Below are 21,718 nucleotides of genomic sequence, written 5' to 3'. Positions count from 1 at the left end.
TTCCTCCTTATGCATTAATAGTGTAAAATTAAAGTAAGAATAATTTGAAAACTGTATAATCAAATTGTACTTTAGCTTTTCATTACCGTAAATTGGGGGAATTAAGGGATAGTTTTTTCTAAATCGGACCCTTTTTTCGACAAATTTCAGTCTAGAGATTTGTCAAATCAGGACAATTGATATAGAAAATTGTTGCCTTTTTTATTTGAAAATTACTATTGGACGACAAAAGATAAAGTTTATTAGGGATTAACATTTTTAATTGGGGGGAATCTTCGTTTTCTATTACTCAATCTTAAAAATAAGGTTTTTCTAAAAGGAGAAATTTGTTATGTATGAGGGGAAAATCATAAAATTTTATCGTGAGAAATTTCAAATGACCCAAGAACAACTAGGTAAAGGAATTTGTTCTGGTACTCATATAAGCAAAATTGAACGATTACAAACTGAGTATGCGCCTGAAATTATCACACTGTTAGCAGAGCGTCTTGGCATTAACATCGATAGGGAGATCTTGAAACTTAAAAATATTAAGAAGCGCTTAGTACAGTGGCAGGATGTGATAATTAAGGAGTTATTCGAAGAAATGGATTTAATACATAATGAGCTCGAACAAGAAGACCTCATTCAAATCTCTAATTATACTAATCTCTATCAGTTGCTTCGTGTTAGATATTTATTAATGCATCAATCAATAGATGAATCCTATCAAATCATTACTGACATTCAAAAAAATGAACAAAAGCTATCGTCATATGAATCGAGTCTATTAAAGCACGCATTGGGTATATATTATTTAGCAAAACATGAAAATCTAAAAGCAATTCAAGTTCTAAAATCAATTCAAGAAACAGAGTACAATAATAAAGAATATTATTACCATCTTGCGGCAGCCTACCATTCTCTCGAACTACCTGTTATGTCTTATTTTTACGCTGAAAAAGCACTTCAATTTTTCAAAGAACAGAATAACTATCTTAGAGCTATCGACACCGAGATGCTCATGTTAATACAAATTAAAGATGATGAAAACTTTCATGAAACAATCAAAGGATTTGAAAGTTTAATCCAAAGTTGTGATTTGTGTAGCTCACCAGAGCGAAAAGCAAGAGTATGCCATAATTTAGCTTATGAGTATTTTAGAAGAAGGAAATATGATTTATCTAGTCAGTATTATTTTCAATCGATGACATTAAAGAATCCTGAATCAAGTAAATATTTATTATCATTAGAAGGCTATATTCGTAGCTCATTTTATGGAAATCTACTCTCCCAAAATGAATTATTACATTTAGTAAAAGAAGGGCTAGAAAAAGCAGTACATAAAAATGAAATACTTTATATCCATCTGTTTAAACTTCAAATTTTATTAATTGAAAACAAGGAACATGATTATCACCAATACTTAAAAATAGAAGCCTTACCGATGTTTAAACAGTTTGGTTTTATGTATTTAATCCAACGTTCAAAGAAAGAACTATTCAGCTATTATTCCAAGATGAATCTTACAAATGAAGCTTTACAAATTGCTCAATTATTAATTAATGTTGAACAATAAAAGGCATGTCACTCATAACTGTGTGACATGCCTAATTTATTTTTATTCTACTTTTCTGAAGGCATTGCTTCTTCTAGAGCAAGGTCCTTCGTATATAAATAATTTGCGTAATCTACGCCAACGTATCTTATATGCCATGGCTCATAATGGTACTGTGTTGTATCTTGTTTATTTTCAGGATAACGAATAATAAATCCATACTCATGAGCATGCTCAGCTAACCATTTTCCCTCTTTTGTTTCTGCAAATTCCACTTCTAAAGCATTTCCAAATGATGGTGAAGAAACGTCCATTGATAGTCCTGTTTGATGTTCACTCGTTCCTGGGAAAGCACTATATGCCTTTGTCCATTCTTCTCCTCGAGTTTCAAGATACTGATTATATAAAGAGACTTGTCGATCATACGAACGATAACCAGAAATAGCTGTTAACGTATTTCCGTCGGCTAATGCTCCAGCAAAAAGATTCTCCAATGCCTTGGCAGCCTCACTTCTCATTCTTGTTTTTTCTTTTACTGCTCCATTTAAAGGAATTGATGGGTATACTAAGTCTTCTGGCTCATAGCCATTAGGTAATTTTCTATTTTTATTAACTAGTACAAGATTTGAATCAATATTTAATACTTCTAATAATCCAGAATCGTCTTTTTGTGAAGTTTGATCATAATCTGGAAAAGAGAGAGTATCATTATTTTTTACAATGTCATTTTTTACATGGGTATTTTTTTTAATGACCATAGTTTTATCGTTTTTGTGACTATTTATAACAGTTGCTGTTCCAACTAAAAGCAAAGTTGTAATTGATAAAGCTAAAATAGTTCTTCTGTTTTTTCTTCTACGATGTTTTCTTACGATAGACAATTTAGTTTCCTCCATATAGTCAAAGCTTAATTAAATTATTTTAAGCTATAATCCCATTTCTTGATGATCTTATTTAATATAAGTTAATGACAAAATTAGTCGTAATTTGTTGATTTATCATCATGATAATATCTAAACTGTTCTTCATAGTCAATGATTTAATGGCATGTTACAAATATTTTACAAGTTGTTCTCATCTGATAATTTCTCATATAAATAAAAGGTCTGTTAAAAAAGAATGTTGATTTCCATTCCAGGTACTTCGCTTTCCATGGGGCGTGACTTGAGCCTCCTGGGTTCACATGATGTGGATCATGCATGCGTTACGACAGGACGTCGTGGTTTTAGCATGCCTTCCTTACTAGGCCTCTGGGGTCTCAAGTTTCCCACTTCTCCCATAGGAGTCTTCGCACCTTCCATTCCAATTACTCACGAATCAGCTATTCTTTTCATACTCTTAATGTATTTAGCTAAAATCAGCAATTAATATTAACAGAACAAAAAAAAACACTTCTTTAGAACTTGCCTAAAGAAGTGCATTTTTAATAGTCATTACCTTATTAATCAAAACTATTTTGTACAACTTAAGAGTGCAATCCTCCTTGTATAATAGGACGATTACGGTAATAACCAATTGGAATTTGAATCAAACTCGTTTTTTGTTCTTCACTTAATTTATAAATTTCATCGCATAATCCTGCATCAAATCCTAGAAGTGGATGTCCCCCCATACCCAATGCAGTGGATGACAGTAATAAACGTTGGACTATCATACCTGCTTCCATATGCTGTATTCGATACCCTCTGTAACCAAGTAAAGAGTTAAAATGTTTCTGATCTCCAACTACATGTAAACAAATTGGTACTTGGAACAGATTCACATTCGTACCTGATAATCCAGTTTGTAATTGGTGTCTAAAGTCTCCAAGTTGAATCTCTCGTAAGGAATGATTTAGGTCATCATAATAATAAGCACCATTTGGGATATCTTCAATATTATTCAAACACATATACAATGATGGACGCGATCTACTATTACTATTTGATTGATCCAAATCATTTAAATACGAGAATGATTTTGTCGCTTCATGAAGTAAAGTTGCCAGCTCTACTTTACTTACCTTTTTTGAGATAAAGTCCATATCGGGAGAAAATCTTTTTCTATTTATTAATAGTAGATCATAAGAAATCCTATCTACTTTAGGCAAATTTAATTGCTTACTATCTTTTTGAATGTACTTCTTTTCTTCAATATGCCGAAATACTTTCGTCGATTCGATCATTGAAGCTTCATTGACTTGAATTAGCTTAGGAAACGCTATAATTTTCTTTGACTTAATGAAATAACGATGCTCAATCTTTGGCAGTTCTTGACACAATTCCGTGGAAGTGTTTAATGATTCTACTAATGTATCTGTGCTTGAAAAGTATGAAGCCTCTAATGAAAGTGGCACAACACTGTAAATACTCTCTTCTTGCTCTCTTAAACCAAGTAGATGATTGAGAGCTCGATCAAGAAACTGGAAATATACGCCCGTAGAAAATCCAAAACGTTTTGCCACTTCCAAAATCTGTCCAATTAATACACCAGCGTCTAATCCTTGAAGGCGGTAGGAAAAGTTATTGTATTTAAAAAAATTTTTCCAAAACATAGTCGAAACAAAAATAGCACCAAAGCAATTCGTAACATCACATCTATTTCCTAAGGCTCTAGTAAGAAATGAATCAAAATTCCCTTCTCGTAACAATACCAACTGATGCCTTGCAACATCATAATGATATACTCCAGTAGGTACATCCTCGCATTTTAGATATACATATAATTCGTTTGGATATAAAGCCCCACCTGATGGAATAAACCTTCTGTTTGATTGCATTAGCGTAACTTCTTCAGAAGTACCTGAAGCTAAAGCCGACTGACATATTTGAGTGATTCCATAGACATTCCAGAGATAATGTCCTATTTTTGATAGTTCAGGTTTTTCAGTTATATCCTGTCCTTCAAGACGTAAAGGTATATTGTGACATAGTGGAATTGTTGGTAAATCTCTATAAAGCTTATACGTAAGTGGGGCATCTTCCCAGTCTACTTCCCAGTCGGTCGGGCTTTCCTTTTCAATGTCATAATGTAGATTGTATAGAAATGATGTTAAACTCATCATTCACCCCCTAATCACCTTCTATGGAAACGGATGTGGATTTGGATTTAGCTGTTTTAACGTAAGTGGTTTCTTTGCATATCCCATTTTTACAGGAACCTTCAACACTCTTTCAAGTCCCGTAATTCGAGTAAGATGATGTCCGAATGTCATTGGTAGCATTCCAGGAATTAGTACCTTTACACAATACAAGCCACTTTTTCTAATTTCTGGTGTAGTCTGGTCTACTACAATTACATCTAGGTTCAATTGGCGAAACTTCTGAAGCATATCCTTCAAATCTTCCGTTAAATCAGTGTGTTTAGTTTCCCACTTGAATTCTTCGTCAAATGTTTTTAATGGACGATTTTCCTCCAATAGAAAGTTTAGACGTTCCTCAGCTTTCGGTAATCCATACAACATGCCATGATCATCCATCTGCTGTACAAGTCCAGGATTTTGGAGCATTTGCATATATTTATCTTGGTTTTCCTCAAATTTTTGATCTAGCGTCAACATCATTGCAGCCAACTCGTGCAATGCACTTTTTACAGCCCTTACTGGGTCAAGATGGGCTCCTGCTGCACAAATAAGATTCAAGCCACGATCCTTTTTATTTTTTGCGATGGCTAGAATACTAGGAATCCCATGTTCCATCGTTGAATTATATAAGTGTAGTTCATATCCACCTACTGCACGTATCCGTTCGACCATAAGATCTAATTCTTGATCATTTGCAGAAGAAGGATCAATACGTGGAAGAGCCATCTTTGCATACCACGTTAAAAGAAATGAATCTCGCTCTACTACTTCTAACAAACCGTAAAAAATTGCCTCCTCTAAACTTCCTCCTAATGCACAACCATTTGAAGTTTCATATATATATCCTTGCCCACAGCCTAAACTATAATAGGAAAGTAATTCAGGAATAAGAATCGGTTTTTCTTTCAAAAATGAATAGCCCCAAACCCAATCCATAGAACGATTCGGATCAAACTGTTTAAACGGATATCCATTCATTGCATACTGTTCCTTCGAGTGAATTCCTACAGATTCTGGATTAAGCGCTCTATCTTTTAAATTTTGATAGCTGTCATGAACGACGGTTTTTTTACCGCGAGGAGACAGACCACAGTAACGTTCTAATCCTTCTAATATAGCTGTTAATTCACTTATTTCATATGAATGTGTGCGGCCTGCTGTACCTTCATCCCCTTGTATCAATGGCAGATTTACAATTACATCTGCAAATGGAGGTGATAAATCATAAATTTTACTGTTTAGTAAACCAGTTCTTTCATCCAAATAATCCTTCGCTAATACTTTTTTTAATTCATCCATTGAACGACTACGAAAACTATCTTTGCTAATTTTCAAGCTTTGTTTTAACGAAATATGAGCTGAGGTAGATGAGTCATCAGCTAACTGCCCACAAACGGGGCATAGCGGATTCGGTAGAAACGTATGACTTGAACTTTTCATGGTTTTTAAATTCATCAAGAATATTCGATTTTCAAAGTTAGCTGCCTTGCCGTCTATCACCCTTTGTACTTCAGCCCCAATTAAATATGCCATTTGAAGAAGTCCGGATTTTGATGCCCATACATCCTGTTCATTTCCACCATTTTTAGCTAAACTCTGTTCAAGCTCTCTCATTTCTCTTCGGTCGCGACCACCCATAAGACGTCGATAATCGGCACATTTAAAGCAACCGGATTTTCCATTACGAACTAAAGGACCAATTACACCTTCTCCGAATGAAACAAAGCTTCGTAGCCAAGGAATCTTACTGAAGCGTAGCTTCTCAATTGCCTGTTCCTGAAAAGTGGAATCCCAAGCATCATCCAATAAAAGTACTAAATTGGCTGCTTCGGGAATGTTTCCCTCTACTTTTGAGGCTAGAATGACCTCGTATTTGTTTGAAAGTGTTTCATGCACATATTTCGTTAATAAGCCTTCTCCAACAATCACTACGGTTGTAATCAACTAATTACACCTCCCGTAACAAGACACCATATACTCCTGACAGTTCCTCTGTATTAAATAAATCAATTTTTAATTCAATGGCAATTAGCTGCTTGTTATTTTCTTTTAGTATTTTCATAGCAGTTTTTAATAGGTCAGTTTTCTCCCTTTCATCACATTCAGGAATGACCATTCTCTGTAAATTTTCTTCTAATAATAGAGAATTTGAATGACTAATAGCATGAGAAGGCAGATCAATATCAACATTTTGTGACTCCATTAATGCCTGTTGTAATGATTCTCGTAAAGCGAGTGTTTTATTTAGTCCTACACTTCGATACAATCTATTTTTTGTACCAACATAGACGATAGGAAAACCAAAAACATCCTTATCTAAAGCAATGACAGGTTTCCCGTTCATAATATTTAACGCTTTTACATAATATTGACATTGTTTATCTTCAATGGCACCAAGCTCTATTTCAGCTAGAGGATTAGTTACATTTATTTCTTGCTTACGCAACTCTTCAGATAAATACTTTTGAAGTCCTCGGCAAATACACTCAGCAAAAGTTTCTCCAGTACCGATTCCAATAGTTTCCTGTTCTTCTACTAAACTATTATCAATATTTGGAGGTATAGATACTTTGTTTTTAACGAGAACACGAGCTAATTCTGAGGAATACATCTCAATACCTTTTAAGGCAGCTTCTCTTCTAGCTTCCTCATGTGTTAATGCAGTACATATATTACTTGGTAAGAGACTAACTGGACCTTCAGAAACAGGATTTACAACTTGAATACGACATTGCGCTAAAGGTAGTTGCTTTAGATCACCTTCATCCCAAATATGAAAAATCCCAGATGTTTCTGATGTTAATTCACCTAAATAAAGAAATAAGTTACTTTGATCACTGCTCTTACTATTATTTTGTTCTACCCTTTGATCAAAGTCTTGAATAATCTCCGCTTTTACACCATCAGTTACGAATGGATGCGGCAAAAATGTATGCCAATTACCTTCCAACGTTTCTTGGTTAATGAGGAAAAATTGATTCATCTTTTCAGATTGATTCGTTTTTGTTATGTCTTTAAATAGTTCAAATACAACTACATTCGCCAACATTGCAGAAGCTACTGAAGAAAACGGTTGTAACTTATCTTTATTGACTAACTCTTTTTGATGAATGCTCCTCCATGCCGACTCAAAGCACCCTTCAGAATCTGAACTGACTAATGGTCCTGCTAGCGCAATTTGTTGTAAACAAAGTGCCGGTATAAAGTTCTTCTTCTCTTCTTTACAAATCTTGTTAAGCATTCGGATTTCCTCGACTTGATTCTCTTCTGTTACATAGATGATTGAATCATAAGATTCCACAATTTTTTTCCAGGATTTACGATTTCTCTTTATTAGCTTAACCTCAACTTCTACATCTTGTTTTCGAGCATTTTTAATCAATTCATTGATACGTTTTTTATTAGTTTTCTCAATATCAGTAATAAACAAATGAAACTTAGATAATCCTGATTCGAGTAATGCAGATACTAACGATACTAAAATTCCTCCAGTACCGATTGCCAACACATTTGCTTGACGATACAGTTGAAAACGATACGCACCTGATTCCCCAAAACTATTTAAAAATTCGATTTGAGATTCATAATTTTTTTGAACACTTTCTGTTAATTGATGCGGATGATCTTTACTAATATCTCGAACAAACCCATTTTTGTATAATATTTCTCCTATCTCGTAAACTCTATCTCTATATTGTGCTGGTAACCCGTTAGTTAGCTCTCCTAAAGAGTGCTCCCCATTAAACATGGGTATGAGTTTTTCAATCCATTGAAAGATTGTACTACCTTCCATTTGAAATGAGCTGATATTGTTGCGAAAATACACACTACCATTTTTATCAGGTATAAAAAAAGTATCTCGATTCACTTTCAGACGTGTAGATGCATTCAATTTTGACAACCTATTCAACACCCCTTTTATCAGTGAGTTGATGAAAAAAAGCATTATTACTTTCATCATATTACTATGTATTTTTCATTACCCTTATGTCTATTCATACAGAGTAAAACCCCCACATAAACTTGCGTGGGGGTATGACTTTATTTGAATGAAAATATTGATTAATGACCTCCGCAACGACCACAATGACCGCCACAGCCACCGCAACGAGAACACCCAAAACAGTTAAAACAATTAAAGCAAGTAAAAAAGAAGCAAAAGAAACAACTAAAGCATCTAAAACATCGGTTAAATCCGCCACCACATTGACGAGCCTGAGCCATATAATACTGATTTTGATCCCATGGCACTACTTCACTAGATTGAAATTCACCAAGGTTTAATCTTTGTAGTTCATTTTGAAAATCATTCATTTTAAAAAACCTCCAAAATTAAATTCGCTTGAGAGCAAGTAAAAAGACGTAAAATATAGAAAAAAGGTCAAAAAATCTTAAACGTTAAAATCAACAAAATTTTCAAGTCTCTCAAAAACAAAATATGGAATATGCTTGGGCATTGTTACTAATCCATTTACCTATTTTTTAAAACGGCATTTAAAAATATCCACTGGCACAAGGAATCACAAACAAGTTCAGTTAAATTGATTATTATAGAAGGTCAAAGACCGATTGAATTTCATAACAAATAGAAAAAACCTCACTGAAACCAGTGAGGTTTTTCGCTATAACACTATTAAATTAGTCTAAACTGTTCTAATTGCTTTTTCATTTCATCAGCAATTTGTCTTAAAGCTTTCACTTTTTCACTTGCCGTTAAGAAGTTCTTTTGTTGTTCAACTGTCGATGCAGCGATTTCTTCACTTCCAGCCGCAGACTCTTCAGTAATTGAACTAATATTTTCAATAGATTCCATCACTCTAATACTTAATTCTTGAGATGCTTCCATATCTTTGTTTAAAGCTTCCAGTTGCTCTGCAATTTGTTGAACCTTTTCGCTATTAAGCTGGAATGACTCAACAGTAATATCCATCGCTTCCTCTTGGCGAGTAACTAATTCAAGTCCTTCTGTAACTGAATCTTTTACCTTGTTAACGCCATCTTTAATTTGACTGACAGAATCAAATATTTTCATCGTTGCTGACGTTGATTGCTCAGCTAATTTTTTTACTTCCTCTGCAACAACTGCAAAACCTTTTCCTGCTTCGCCTGCTCTAGCCGCTTCAATTGAGGCATTTAATGCTAATAGATTCGTTTGTTTTGCAATATTAGATACAATACCTGTCATTTCAGTAATTTCCGAAGCGAACTCTACTAATTCTTGTACTGATTGTTCAATCACTGACATTGCTTTTAGGTTATCATTTACTACTTGTTGTTGATCCTTCATTGCATTGCTACCAATTTGAATTGCTGATACAGCTTCCTCTCCAAATTCAGCTGATAGCTTCGTTCCTTTAAGTGTTGCAGTAAAGTTACGTTGCATTTCTTCTACTACCGTAACTGTCGTTTGAAGATCATCAGCGATCGTTTGACTACCTATTGTTAATTCTTCGGTCGAAGAAGCAATTTGACTAACAATTTCAGTAAGCATTTCATTATCAGTTTCTATTTCTTTAGCTAGTTGATCAACTCGTACACCTGAATCTTCAACAGATGTAACAATCCCTCGAAGATTTTCAATCATTCGTTTAAATGAATGATTTAAATCAGTAATTTCATCTTTACCCTTAATTTCATTCAATTCTACGGCAAGATTTCCATTCGCCACTTCTTCTGCTAAACTACTCAGTTTTTTAATCGGATTTGATATGCGTCGCGCCATCCAATAACTGAAAATAGCAGCAGCAACCGTTAATGTTGCTCCACCAATGATTGCTAACAACCATGTAAATCGAATTTTTCCACTTAGGTCTGCAGTTAACGTATCATATTGCTCAGTTGTAACAATATCCAACATATGAATATCATTTGAGATTCCTAGTGTTCTAATTGATTGACGTTTAACTTCTGGGCTATTTTTATCATTCATTGCTGTTTCTGAATTTTGTTTTAACTGTTCATATTTACTACTTATGCTTTTTAATAATCTCTTTTGTTCGTCTAACTTCAAGCCTTTATTCAATGCTTTTATTTCTTTATCTATTTCCTGTAGTTGATTCTCTACTTCCGATCGATTGCTTTCTGACATTGAGAAAGAAAAATTATTTAAAGCTTGTTGGCTTAGGATTACTGAGCTCTTAAGTTGTTGAATATTCATCATAGCAGGAACAATATCTTTATTTTTAGATTGCATGCCTGCTAATTGAACGATAATATACATGATTAATCCCATAGACAATAGTAAAGAAACCATTGCATTAAAAATTATTTTACCTTGCAATTTCATATCGTTTTACCTCTATTCCTATTAATCTAAAGGAATTGTTATTTCCCCGTTTGCTAATTTTTGTTTAAGATCCTCAAAGATTTTTTCCTTTTCAGGGTCTAGTGTAATAACGCGGATTGGTGCACTACCAACTCCATCTTCTTTTAAACCAAATGTCATATTCTTTTCTGGAAACTTGCCCTTTTCATCAATATAAGATTTAATAGCTGATTGAATCGCAACATCTACGTTTTTTAGCATTGATGTTACAACCGCTTTTTCAGCAATAAAAAACTGATCTGTATCTACACCGATTGCATATTTGCCATTTTTTTGTGCTTCTTGTAATACTCCAACACCCGTAAAGCCCGCAGCAGCATATAATGTATCAACATTTTTTTGTTTAATCATATTTCCAGCAATTTCTGCCCCTAAATCAGCTTTACCAAAGTCACCTGCGTACTCTGTCATAATGTTTGCTTTAGGATTGGTTGCTTTTACACCTTCAGCAAAACCTTTTTCGAACTTTTTAATAAGTGGAACATCTTCTCCACCAATAAAACCAACAACATTCGATTTTGTTGTAAGACCTGCAATGGCACCCACTAAAAAGCTTCCTTCTTCTTCTTTAAAAGTAAGACTTGTTACATTTGGTAGGTCAGAAGTCTCATCTATTAATAGAAACTTTTGCTTTGGATATTCTTTTGCAACTTTTTCTAAACTTTCTTTAACAGAAAAACCAAGTCCTACGACAAGTTCACAATCTTCCTTAATTAATTCAGTAAACCCTTGCTCGAAACTCAAATCATCCGAAGGCTCACGATAATCAAAAAATATATCGTTTTCTTCTCTTGCTTTCATCAATCCCGAAAAAGCAGCATCACTAAATGATTGATCACCCAATCCAACTGATGAAAGCATTATGCCTACTTTTAATCTTTTCTTGCTATTCGTTTCAACCTGCTTTGTTGAACAAGAACATAATAACAATACTGCTACCATCATTAGTGCAATACCACTTGTCCACTTCTTTATTTTTATATTCAAAATAAATCTCTCCTAACTAATCATATCGATGTCGAAAATTGTTGAAAATATAAGCACTAAAGAATTTTATCTATTTTTCGAATAATATAAAATCCCCCAAAAGCACTAAAAAACACCAAACAATTTACAGTTTGATGTTAAATAGATTGATATACTTGTCTATTTTCTTAAACATTATTGATATGAAAAAACGTATTAGTTAATTATGAATCCAGGACGCCCACTTTCCTGAGGCCTGAACTTTTTTACCGAATACAAAGGAAATAATTATCATGTCCAAAGTCACATCATTACCTTAAAATAATATTGAAACTTCTATTCAATTTGACATTCTATGTGAAAAAAATCACATTAAAATTACTTTCTATTAAAGTGGTGAATAAAATGGACAAGGCAAGTAACCGAAGATATCAAATCATTGATATTTTAAGTACACATGATAAATGGTTTAAATCTAAAGAAATTGCTACTACATTAAATTGCACAGAAAAAACAATTCTGAATGATATTCAAATCATAAATTCTACGCTACCTTTTGATTGGAAGATCGATATAAAAAAAGGCAAGGGCATATACTTTCAAATGCCATCTCATTCTACTCTTAATGAAATTCGTTCTTTATTTATAAAAAATTTCACAATAAATCAGGCGCTAAGCTTCATTCTCATTAAAGAAATAAAATTTATAAGTGACTTAGGGAAAGTTCTCTATATGCAGCACACTTCAGTATACAAAATTCTTAGTCGAATTGAGGAAATACTAAAATCTTATCAATTAACTTTAAAACGTATGCCCCTTTTTATTGAGGGCTCAGAATTTCAAAAAAGAATACTTTGTTGTGATTTATTATATGATCTATATTCCCATACAAATTCGTGGCTATATGAATCCTATACAGTGACAGATCTAAAAAACATTGTAGGAAGGGTATCTGAGAAATACGAATTACATTTATCACCTACTACAACTTACAAATTTGTTTATTACATTGGAACTATGATCCATCGACTAAACAGTAAACCTCTTTTATATTTACATAAAGATGCGATCTATCAGTTAAAAAAGTCTATATATTTTTCAGTTTCAAATGAAGTTTGTGACCAGATTGAGAAATACTATCATAAGAAAATATCTCTTGAGGAAAGGCTCGCCTGCTCATTATTTATTTCATTTTGTCCTTCATTTAGTCATAGTAAAATTAGTAAATCTGAGGTTCTAAATTTATACCATTATCAAAAAAACACTTTTTATGAAGAGCTATATGTATTTGTGGATATGCTAGGAAGCGAGTTAGGTTTTACATTACATATGAATAATGAATTTATTATTTCATTACAAAAGCAATTTAAGGATCTTACTCTATTAATAAACTCTACAGAAATTAAAAAACCCTCCAGCACGGTCGTCCAATATGTTCAAACTAATTATCAAGAATTATATAAAACTGTAAAACTAGTAATGACAAATTGGACTAGAAAATATTCCTATTTTGATCCGCCTAATGATGTTGTCGCAAAGATTACATTAACGATTCAAGCGTCCGTTCTTAAGCAGAGTCTCAACAAGAATAGGGTATTACTATTAACAAGTGAGGGATATGGTGTACAACACTATCTAATGTCTAGAATTGAACAAGAATTCAGTAACAAAATACAATTTGTAGAATTTAAACAAGGAAGATTAACACAAGAAAATCTAATTTCTTTAAACTTAGATTTAATCATATCTGATTATCAGCTTGATTTTGAAGGAATTCCAATCACATATATTCAATCAACATTAACACAAAGAGATATCAGTCAAATTTCACAATACATAAGGTGATATTCACTTGTTTTATCTAGCTACATAACCTACATAATGCTTTTCTCTCCTATTTATTATGACAAATATTGTTATTCCCTGATTAAACTAGACCTTTCGATTGAAATCATGTTATAGTTTCAATAAATTCATAATCAATTCACTCGTATAATCGTGAGGATATGGCTCACAAGTTTCTACCGGTTAACCTTAAATATACCGACTATGAGTGGTAACACAGCTGGTCGTTTATTGTTAACATGTGACTTTTTGAAAAACTCAAAATGTGTTACTTCACTCATTCTATTTAGTGAAGTAATATGTTTTGAGTTTTTTTGTATAGGTTCTGATATTTTAAACGAAGGCTAATTAGTAAGGGGGAAAAATAAATGAAGTTATTATTAGATAAAATCAAAAATGAAGGAACTGTTCTAGCAAATGATGTATTAAAGGTTGATGCTTTTTTAAATCATCAAATGGATCCTTTTTTAATGAAAAAGATTGGAGAAGAATTTGCGCGCTTATTTTCTTCTGAAAATATAACGAAAGTAGTAACAATTGAATCATCTGGAATTGGACCAGGGTTAATGACAGCTTTGGCATTACAAGTTCCGCTTGTATTTGCACGTAAGAAAAAGTCCATTACAATGCAGCAAGACGTTTACACTGCAAAAGTATATTCATTTACAAAAAAAGAAGAAAATGAAATTTCTATTTCTCATAAGTGGTTAGAGGCTGGAGATAGAGTGCTCATTATTGATGACTTTTTAGCAAATGGACAGGCTGCACTTGGCTTACTTTCTATCGTTGAAGAAGCAAAAGCCGAAGCAGTTGGTTTTGGAATTGTTATTGAAAAAGCATTCCAAGAAGGTGGTAATCTTCTACGTGAACGAGGATATCGTGTTGAATCATTAGCACGAATTCAATCATTAAAAGATAATAAAGTGACATTTGTCGAAGAGACGTTGCATATCTAAACTTAAGACACTCTGTTATGAATAAATAATGATAAGCCAAACAAAAAAGAGACATTGCTTGTAACATAAAACAATGTCTCTTTTGGGATTTGGAATATTACCACCAGATACTGCTGTGTGGTTTTTTTCTTGTTAATATTGGAAACATCAGAACTCCTATTCCAGCTACGTCTATTATTCTGTTTTTGAACTTAGCAGTATCCTAAAACATCATTTAATCATTATTCCTACTACTAAACTGACTGAAACTTGGCTAGACTCATCAATCAAATGATCAGAAACCGTACCTCAAATGACCATGATTTATTTACTAGTCTTTCAACCTGAAAAGTTTCTTATTTTACACTTTATATGAAAAAACAAAAAAAATGATTGTATACTTGTCCATTTTTCATAAAATGGTAGATTGTCCTATTTAGTTTTAAAAAACACGAACACTTTGTTTATGACTTCAGTGTAGTAGCATTCGCAAACTTTATTTGCCTACTTGCGTAGCTCTTTACTGTCCAAGGTATCTCTTCTATTCTAATATGGCTTAAAGCTTCGAAGGATATGTTTTCTCACTTTATCAATATAAAAAACCATGAACATGTTTGTTCATGGTTTTTTTAGAGACGATTAAGATTTTTTTAAGATTAAATAAACAAAATATGGTCCACCAATTAATGCAACGATGATCCCAGCAGGAATACCTTCTGGTTCAACTAAATTACGACCAATTGTGTCCGCTACTAATAGTAATAGTCCACCTATTAAAATTGCAATTGGAAGAAAAAGTTGATTCCTTGGACCAATTAAACTTTTTGCCATGTGCGGAGCCATAAGCCCGATAAAAGCAATCCCACCTGTTATTGAAACTGCTGAAGCTGCTAAAGCTACAGCTGATAAAAGTAAAATTACACGTTCCTTTTCAAGTGACACACCTACACCTATTGCAACTGGCTCATTTAAGCTAAGTATATTTAGTAAATTCGCTTTATATAAAGTAAATGGTATTAAAATAATTAACCAAGGAAGAAAAGCCCAAATAAATGGCCAATCAGTACCCCAAATACTTCCTGCCAACCATTTTGCAATGAAATCAACTTTTACACGTTCTGCAGATGAAATCAGTACAATCATAATACCTGATAACGCCATAGAGAATCCGATCCCAACTAGTACTAATCGTACTGGTTGAAGACCCGTATTTTTTTTATAAGAAAACAGATAGATAATTCCGGCTGTTAATAATGCCCCAAAGAACCCAACAATAGGAATTACGTAAACGAAAGAACCCGCTTCTATTGGCATGTATAAAAAGAATATTGTTATGGCTACACCTGCTCCAGCATTAAAGCCTAAAATACCTGGCTCTGCCATATCATTTCGTGTTATTCCTTGTAATATCGCACCGGACAATGCTAGTGCCATACCAGCTAGAAAAGTAATAATCATTCGTGGCAATCTGATTGAAAATATAATAAATTCTTCTTTAAACGTACCATCACCTAAAAATGTAGGTAGAAGTCTGCTATATGGAATGGCAGAATAACCCATTCCCATTCCAACCACCATTGTAAGGAATATAAGTAGTGAAAGTACAATCAAAATAAGTCTTTGTTTTCTAATTACTGCAGGTTGAATCATGAGAATTCCTTACCTCCTTTATGAACAATAATTAGGAAGAAAGGTAACCCAATCATCGCAACGATTGCAGCAACTGGTGTTTCATACGGTATATTAATCGTTCTTCCAAGCGTATCCGCGAATAGTAAAAAAGTAGCTCCAAAAATAGCTGACATTGGCAAAATAAAACGGTAATCTGTACCAACGAATGCACGAACAATATGCGGTACCATTAATCCAAGAAATGCCATATTTCCAACTAAGGCAACTGATGCACCAGCTAGTAAAATGATGATGACGAACAGTATTGCCTTTATTCTGTTAATATTTTGTCCTAAACCGATTGCTACTTCTTCATTTAAACTAAGTATAGTCAATTGTCTAGATAGGAAAAGTGAGATTAAAATTCCTATGACAATAAACGGAACGACAATCTTAATCTGTCCCCATGATGTACCGATTAATCCTCCAGACGTCCACATTGAGATGTTCTGAGAGATTTTAAAATAGATTCCTATTCCGTCCGAAATGGCATATAAAAATCCTGAAACAGCCGCCCCAGCTAGAACAATACGAAAAGGTGAAAAGCCTCCCTTTTTCATAGAACCAATACCAAAAACGATAAGCGAACCAACCGCCGCTCCTATAAAACAAGCAATCATAATGCCAAAATAATTTAACGAAGGGAAAAAGGCAATTGTAATTGCAAGTGCTGCATTGGCACCTGCAGTTAATCCAAGTAAACCTGGATCAGCCAGAGGATTTCTTGTCATCCCTTGCATAATTGCACCAGCAACTGCCAACGCCGCCCCAACAAAAATCGCTGCAACCTCACGTGGTAATCGAATTTCTTGAATGATTGATATTTGCTGACTTTTTGCATTTGTAAAGATAGCTTTCCATACATCGCTTACAGTTGTGTCTGCAGCACCGTATATTATCGATATGACAAACATGCTTAAAAAAATTAGTAATCCTATAACGAGTTTAAAAAAGAATGGAATTGAACCTTTATTTTTTTTTGTCATTAATCTCTCATCTTTTCTCTAATAGAATGAAAGAGTAGGAATTCTTAAAACTAGAATCCCTACTCTTTTTAGTTAGTTAGCTAGAAATTTCTCTTTAAAGAATTCTAATTGCATATCTAGAGTAAGTGGATCATTGAAGTAGAATTCACTTCCATTTACTTCATATACATGTTGATTTTTTACAGCTGGGATATTCTTATAAGTTTCCGTTGTTTCTACTGAAGTATCTGTTTGATCAAATTTACTAAAGATCACATAATCCCCCATAAATTCAGGAAGTACTTCTAATGAAATCGCAAAATATCCTGGTTTTAAAGCATTTTCTTCAACCTTTTTAGGCATTTTTAATTTCATTTCTTGATAAAGAATTTCTGTACCGCGTCCCCAGTTATTTCCATAAACATAAAGCTGCTTATCGAATTTTTCAATGACAGAAACAGTTGTGTCAGCACCAATTTTTGCTTTGATGTCTTCACCAGCTTGTGCGGCACGCTCTTTAAAATCATCTACCCATGCTTGAGCTTCTTTTTCTTTATTTAATAGTTTACCAATTTCAATATGTTGAGTTAAGTAATCAACTTTTCCATAAGTATAAACTACTGTTGGAGCAATTTCTTTTAATTTATCTAGGTTTTTAACATTATCTAAACCAATAATTAAATCTGGGTTTAATTCAATAATTTTTTCTAAACTTTCATCTGTTACTTCTTCTGCGTCTTTTAATTTATCAGTCCATCGTGGATTAGCTTTTGACCATGCATCAACACCAACAATGTTTACATCTAATGCCATTACATTACCTGCAAATGATGAAAGTACAACTACACGCTTTGGATCTGCTGGTACTTTAACTGGACCATTCTGAGATTCATATGTAATTGTTCCAGATTTTTTTGCGCTTTTATCTTTGTCTGTTGAACCATTACTACATGCACTAATAATCAATACGAAAACTAGTAGGAATGGTACTATAAATTTCTTCATCAATCTATCCCCTTATAATAAATTATACGTTATACACATAGGTTTGTTTGTTCTAGGATCTCTGCCTATCTCTGTATCGATTTGGAATACTTCTTTCAGTACCTCATGATTAATTACTTCTTCACAATTGCCTGCTTTTACGATTTCGCCATCTTTTAAAGCGATAATATAATCAGCAAAACGAGCAGCTTGATTTAAATCATGTAATACCATAACAATGGTACGTTCTTGTTCTCGGTTTAATCTTTGTAGCAGTTCTAGAATTTCAAGTTGATGAGCCATATCTAAATATGTAGTTGGTTCATCAAGGAAAATAATTTCCGTTTCTTGAGCTAGCGCCATCGCAATCCATACTCGTTGACGTTGTCCACCAGAAAGAGAATCTACTGGTTGATATTTATAGTCTTGTGTACCAGTCACTTCAAGTGCCCAGTCAATCACTTCAATATCTTTTTTCGTTAAACGCCCAAAACCACTTTGATATGGGAAACGGCCATATGAAACTAATTCACCAACTGTTAATCCACTAGCACTCTCAGGTGTTTGAGGCAAAATCGCCATTTTCTTAGCAAGTAATTTTGTATTTTCAGATGAAATATTTTCACCATCTAAAATAATTGTGCCAGATTGATGTGAAATAATACGTGTAATCGCCTTCAAAAGAGTCGATTTTCCACATCCATTTGATCCAATAATTGTTGTTATTTGTTTATCAGGTATTTTTATATTAAGGTCTTTTACAATCAAACGCTCTCCATAGCCAATGGTTAAATCATCAGTATACAGACGTACCATAAATTGACCTCCATTCATTGAATATTATGAATCTACTGATAATGATTATCAGTTTCGCATCACTACGTAAATATAATCTGATTCCAATCTATTGTCAATATAGTTCGTAAAATTAATATTGAAAAAAATGTGAGAATAGTTTATATTTATTGAGAATGATAATCAATAACGGAAACTTACTGGAGTGAAACGGTAATGACAATAGAAGCGCTTTTTGATGTAACTGTAATCGGTGGAGGTCCAGCTGGACTATACTCTGCTTTTTATAGTGGATTAAGAGAAATGAAAACGAAAATTATTGAGTTCCAACCACAATTGGGTGGTAAGGTTCATGTATATCCAGAAAAAATGATTTGGGATGTTGGCGGTCAGCCACCTATTCCTGGTGAGAAATTTATAAAGCAAATCGTCCAACAGGGGTTAACGTTTGATCCCACTGTTGTTTTAAATGAAAAAGTAGAAACAATTAATAAAAATGAAGATGGCTACTTTGTATTGGAAACGTCTTCAGGACAAAAGCACTATTCAAAAACAGTTATTGTAGCTGTTGGTAGTGGGATTCTGAATCCTCAAAAGCTTGAAATTGAAGGTGCGGAACGATTCGAAGTTTCAAATTTAAACTACACTGTAAAATCATTAAAACGCTTTAAAGATAAAACAGTTATCATATCAGGCGGAGGAAATACTGCAATCGACTGGGCCAATGAATTAGAACCGATTGCTAAAAAAGTCTATCTAACATATCGTAAAGACGCGTTAAAGGGTCATGAAGCTGGTGTATCTCAATTAATGAATAGTTCGGTCGAATGTTTATTTAACACTTCTATTACGAAATTAATTGCCGGTATGAATAATGAAGAAATTGATCAAGTTGAACTTACTAATAATGAAACAAATGAAATTTCACATTTACAAATTGATGAAGTAATCATCAACCATGGTTATGAACAAGATACTTCATTATTAAATAATAGTGAAATCAATATTGAGATGATTCAGAACTACTATATTAAAGGAAACATAACAAGTGAAACGTCCATAGCAGGACTTTACGCTGCTGGTGATATTTTAATGCATGATGGGAAGCTACAATTGATTGCTGGCGCATTTCAAGATGCTGCAAACGCAGTGAACAAAGCAAAACAATATGTGCAACCTGATGCAAGTAGTGCTGCCATGGTTTCATCACATAATGATGTGTTTAAGCAACGTAATCGTGCATTAATTAAGCAAATGATGAGTTAGACTCAAACTAAGAATATAAATTATTAAAAATAAACGCATCCTCTTTTATTAGAGGATGCGTTTGACTTTGTTGAGATATAAACTTGTTACTAAAATAAGTAATATCTTGTTGATTTCCACTACAGGATGCTCGCTTTCCGAGGGGCGAGATTTGAGCCTCCTACAAAAGGTAGGCATGCTAAAAACACGACGTCCTGTCGTAACGCATGCATGACCCACATCCTGTGGGCCTCCTGCGGGGTCTCAGCCTTCACGCACTTCCCACAGGAGTCGATCACCCTTCCGTTCCAATCAACTTAATCATATGAACAAGATTTTTCATAAAACTTATCTCTTACTAATAACTTAAAAAAGTATTTTTTATAAACATTTAGTCCAAATTTAATCGGAATATCAACATTTACAACAACTTAGAATAATTCGAATCCATTTTTTAACATAACATAAGCTATTACCAGATAATTCTCTAGGTTTCTAGGTTTCAAAATGTTGAAAAAAAAACAGTATTAAATTATTAAACATTGACTACAAGAATCCTCATTTGTTATAGGATTCCTTTTTTCTAAAAATGACTTATTTCCACACTGTCTTATATTTTTTTTGATATTTAAGATCATCTTCCTTTTCAATTAATTCTAAGGCAAGATATTTAATCTCCTCAATTCCTACTTCATCATATAAGTTCTTTAAGCACTGAATGATATCGAAGCGAATTAAAGTACAGTTTTTCTTTTCTTTGCAATTTAGAAATCGGTCTGATAAATGATGAATGACCATTTCTCTTTGTTCAGGACCAGCTAATCCTACTCTCCAAATGGCTTGCAAGGTATGCCTTGCTGTTACGAATTTTGGATCGTAAGTTACTTTCCAAATGTCAGGGAAATCATTTACGATTCTTTTTTCGGGATCACTAATTGCCAGGTTAGAAAGAAACTGTGCTGCTCTGGATCTTTGGTGGTTACCTTTATGCGTTAAATCTGCTTTTAACTTGTCCCACACATCGTACGACCAATCTACCTTTTCTTTAGTAACTGAAATAATATAGTTAAATGCCTCATATTGTAGATTCTTATCAGTAGAATCAAGATTCTCAAAATACGTTTGAATAGTTGAATCCATCGACTTCACCCCATACGAAACTTTATGATCATGATTTTTGCAACCTCGTAAGAGATCCTGCGTATCCAAGTAGCTACTATCTTACCAAATAGTTAGGGTTGAAGAAAGATTTCACGAATTTTATTTTTCTCCTCAGTTGTTTTTGTCGATTGCGACCTGAAATTAGTTAATTTCTTATTAAATACTCACTAACAAAAATGATAATTGAGCATAAAAAAAAGACATAAGAATCAATATGACTCCATGTCT

General features: G+C 33.4%; 16 protein-coding genes and 1 riboswitch. Of the genes, 4 read left to right on the top strand and 12 right to left on the bottom strand.

The features are described from left to right. Window positions 1–331 precede the first annotated feature (331 nt). Window positions 332–1,558, top strand: a complete 1,227-nt coding sequence (locus ACX6U0_RS11325; protein ID WP_464960037.1) for a helix-turn-helix domain-containing protein — start codon at window positions 332–334, stop codon at window positions 1,556–1,558. A gap of 47 nt (window positions 1,559–1,605) precedes the next feature. Here ACX6U0_RS11325 and ACX6U0_RS11320 read toward each other — a convergent pair whose 3' ends face one another. From ACX6U0_RS11320 to ACX6U0_RS11290, 7 genes are all read right to left on the bottom strand, one after another. Then, on the bottom strand, window positions 1,606–2,418 hold the full coding sequence (locus tag ACX6U0_RS11320; RefSeq protein WP_464960036.1) for a M15 family metallopeptidase: 813 nt from the start codon (window positions 2,416–2,418) through the stop codon (window positions 1,606–1,608). A 584-nt stretch (window positions 2,419–3,002) separates the two neighbouring features. After that, a complete protein-coding gene (locus ACX6U0_RS11315) occupies window positions 3,003–4,577 on the bottom strand; it encodes a SagB/ThcOx family dehydrogenase (RefSeq protein WP_464960035.1) in 1,575 nt (524 codons plus the stop codon). Window positions 4,578–4,598: 21 nt separating this feature from the next. Beyond that, window positions 4,599–6,542 (bottom strand): TOMM precursor leader peptide-binding protein, encoded by a 1,944-nt coding sequence (locus tag ACX6U0_RS11310; protein ID WP_464960034.1) that lies wholly within the window; start codon window positions 6,540–6,542, stop codon window positions 4,599–4,601. Window positions 6,543–6,546: 4 nt separating this feature from the next. Next, the gene (locus ACX6U0_RS11305; RefSeq protein WP_464960033.1) at window positions 6,547–8,499 is read right to left on the bottom strand and encodes a putative thiazole-containing bacteriocin maturation protein; all 1,953 of its coding nucleotides are present in this window, start codon (window positions 8,497–8,499) and stop codon (window positions 6,547–6,549) included. Window positions 8,500–8,660: 161 nt separating this feature from the next. Next, the gene (locus tag ACX6U0_RS11300) at window positions 8,661–8,912 is read right to left on the bottom strand and encodes a heterocycloanthracin/sonorensin family bacteriocin (protein WP_464960032.1); all 252 of its coding nucleotides are present in this window, start codon (window positions 8,910–8,912) and stop codon (window positions 8,661–8,663) included. Between the two features lie 319 nt (window positions 8,913–9,231). Further along, entirely contained in the window at window positions 9,232–10,884 is a 1,653-nt protein-coding gene (locus ACX6U0_RS11295; protein ID WP_464960031.1) for a methyl-accepting chemotaxis protein, read from the bottom strand. A 21-nt stretch (window positions 10,885–10,905) separates the two neighbouring features. Next, window positions 10,906–11,868, bottom strand: a complete 963-nt coding sequence (locus tag ACX6U0_RS11290) for a BMP family lipoprotein (RefSeq protein ID WP_464960275.1) — start codon at window positions 11,866–11,868, stop codon at window positions 10,906–10,908. 426 nt (window positions 11,869–12,294) lie between these two features. On the opposite strand from ACX6U0_RS11290, the gene ACX6U0_RS11285 reads away from it, so the two are divergent. Then, the gene (locus ACX6U0_RS11285) at window positions 12,295–13,734 is read left to right on the top strand and encodes a BglG family transcription antiterminator (protein WP_464960030.1); all 1,440 of its coding nucleotides are present in this window, start codon (window positions 12,295–12,297) and stop codon (window positions 13,732–13,734) included. Between the two features lie 123 nt (window positions 13,735–13,857). Next, window positions 13,858–13,959: riboswitch (purine riboswitch) on the top strand. A 143-nt stretch (window positions 13,960–14,102) separates the two neighbouring features. After that, complete coding sequence (locus tag ACX6U0_RS11280; RefSeq protein ID WP_464960029.1) at window positions 14,103–14,690, top strand: xanthine phosphoribosyltransferase; 588 nt, start codon at window positions 14,103–14,105, stop codon at window positions 14,688–14,690. 618 nt (window positions 14,691–15,308) lie between these two features. Here ACX6U0_RS11280 and ACX6U0_RS11275 read toward each other — a convergent pair. The 4 genes from ACX6U0_RS11275 to ACX6U0_RS11260 form a co-directional block, all read right to left on the bottom strand. Next, window positions 15,309–16,319: a FecCD family ABC transporter permease gene (locus tag ACX6U0_RS11275; protein ID WP_464960028.1), complete on the bottom strand. Its 1,011-nt coding sequence runs from the start codon at window positions 16,317–16,319 to the stop codon at window positions 15,309–15,311. Then, window positions 16,316–17,326, bottom strand: a complete 1,011-nt coding sequence (locus tag ACX6U0_RS11270; RefSeq protein ID WP_464960027.1) for a FecCD family ABC transporter permease — start codon at window positions 17,324–17,326, stop codon at window positions 16,316–16,318. Before ACX6U0_RS11270 ends, ACX6U0_RS11275 begins: the two co-directional genes overlap by 4 nt. 72 nt (window positions 17,327–17,398) lie before the next feature. Continuing rightward, complete coding sequence (locus ACX6U0_RS11265; RefSeq protein WP_464960026.1) at window positions 17,399–18,310, bottom strand: iron-hydroxamate ABC transporter substrate-binding protein; 912 nt, start codon at window positions 18,308–18,310, stop codon at window positions 17,399–17,401. A gap of 12 nt (window positions 18,311–18,322) precedes the next feature. Then, window positions 18,323–19,105 carry an ABC transporter ATP-binding protein gene (locus tag ACX6U0_RS11260; protein ID WP_192603757.1) on the bottom strand — a complete coding sequence of 261 codons (783 nt, stop codon included), beginning with the start codon at window positions 19,103–19,105 and terminating at the stop codon, window positions 18,323–18,325. A 195-nt stretch (window positions 19,106–19,300) separates the two neighbouring features. Between ACX6U0_RS11260 and ACX6U0_RS11255 the strand changes: the two genes are divergently transcribed. Then, window positions 19,301–20,350 carry an NAD(P)/FAD-dependent oxidoreductase gene (locus tag ACX6U0_RS11255; protein WP_464960025.1) on the top strand — a complete coding sequence of 350 codons (1,050 nt, stop codon included), beginning with the start codon at window positions 19,301–19,303 and terminating at the stop codon, window positions 20,348–20,350. Between the two features lie 573 nt (window positions 20,351–20,923). Here the strand turns inward: ACX6U0_RS11255 and ACX6U0_RS11250 are convergent. Continuing rightward, window positions 20,924–21,469, bottom strand: coding sequence for a hypothetical protein (locus tag ACX6U0_RS11250; protein WP_464960024.1), 546 nt, complete (start codon window positions 21,467–21,469; stop codon window positions 20,924–20,926). Between the last annotated feature and the right edge of the window lie 249 nt (window positions 21,470–21,718).

Source organism: Gottfriedia sp. ABJ_BB2_2, assembly GCF_055484705.1.
This window is presented reverse-complemented; position numbering and strand designations above follow the sequence as displayed.

Coding starts and splice junctions, on each gene's coding strand:
- ACX6U0_RS11325 (WP_464960037.1), top strand. CDS start 332: ATGTATGAGGGGAAAATCATAAAATTTTATCGTGAGAAATTTCAAATG.
- ACX6U0_RS11315 (WP_464960035.1), bottom strand. CDS start 4,577: ATGAGTTTAACATCATTTCTATACAATCTACATTATGACATTGAAAAG.
- ACX6U0_RS11300 (WP_464960032.1), bottom strand. CDS start 8,912: ATGAATGATTTTCAAAATGAACTACAAAGATTAAACCTTGGTGAATTT.
- ACX6U0_RS11295 (WP_464960031.1), bottom strand. CDS start 10,884: ATGAAATTGCAAGGTAAAATAATTTTTAATGCAATGGTTTCTTTACTA.
- ACX6U0_RS11290 (WP_464960275.1), bottom strand. CDS start 11,868: ATGATGGTAGCAGTATTGTTATTATGTTCTTGTTCAACAAAGCAGGTT.
- ACX6U0_RS11285 (WP_464960030.1), top strand. CDS start 12,295: ATGGACAAGGCAAGTAACCGAAGATATCAAATCATTGATATTTTAAGT.
- ACX6U0_RS11280 (WP_464960029.1), top strand. CDS start 14,103: ATGAAGTTATTATTAGATAAAATCAAAAATGAAGGAACTGTTCTAGCA.
- ACX6U0_RS11275 (WP_464960028.1), bottom strand. CDS start 16,319: ATGATTCAACCTGCAGTAATTAGAAAACAAAGACTTATTTTGATTGTA.
- ACX6U0_RS11270 (WP_464960027.1), bottom strand. CDS start 17,326: ATGACAAAAAAAAATAAAGGTTCAATTCCATTCTTTTTTAAACTCGTT.
- ACX6U0_RS11265 (WP_464960026.1), bottom strand. CDS start 18,310: ATGAAGAAATTTATAGTACCATTCCTACTAGTTTTCGTATTGATTATT.
- ACX6U0_RS11260 (WP_192603757.1), bottom strand. CDS start 19,105: ATGGTACGTCTGTATACTGATGATTTAACCATTGGCTATGGAGAGCGT.
- ACX6U0_RS11255 (WP_464960025.1), top strand. CDS start 19,301: ATGACAATAGAAGCGCTTTTTGATGTAACTGTAATCGGTGGAGGTCCA.
- ACX6U0_RS11250 (WP_464960024.1), bottom strand. CDS start 21,469: ATGGATTCAACTATTCAAACGTATTTTGAGAATCTTGATTCTACTGAT.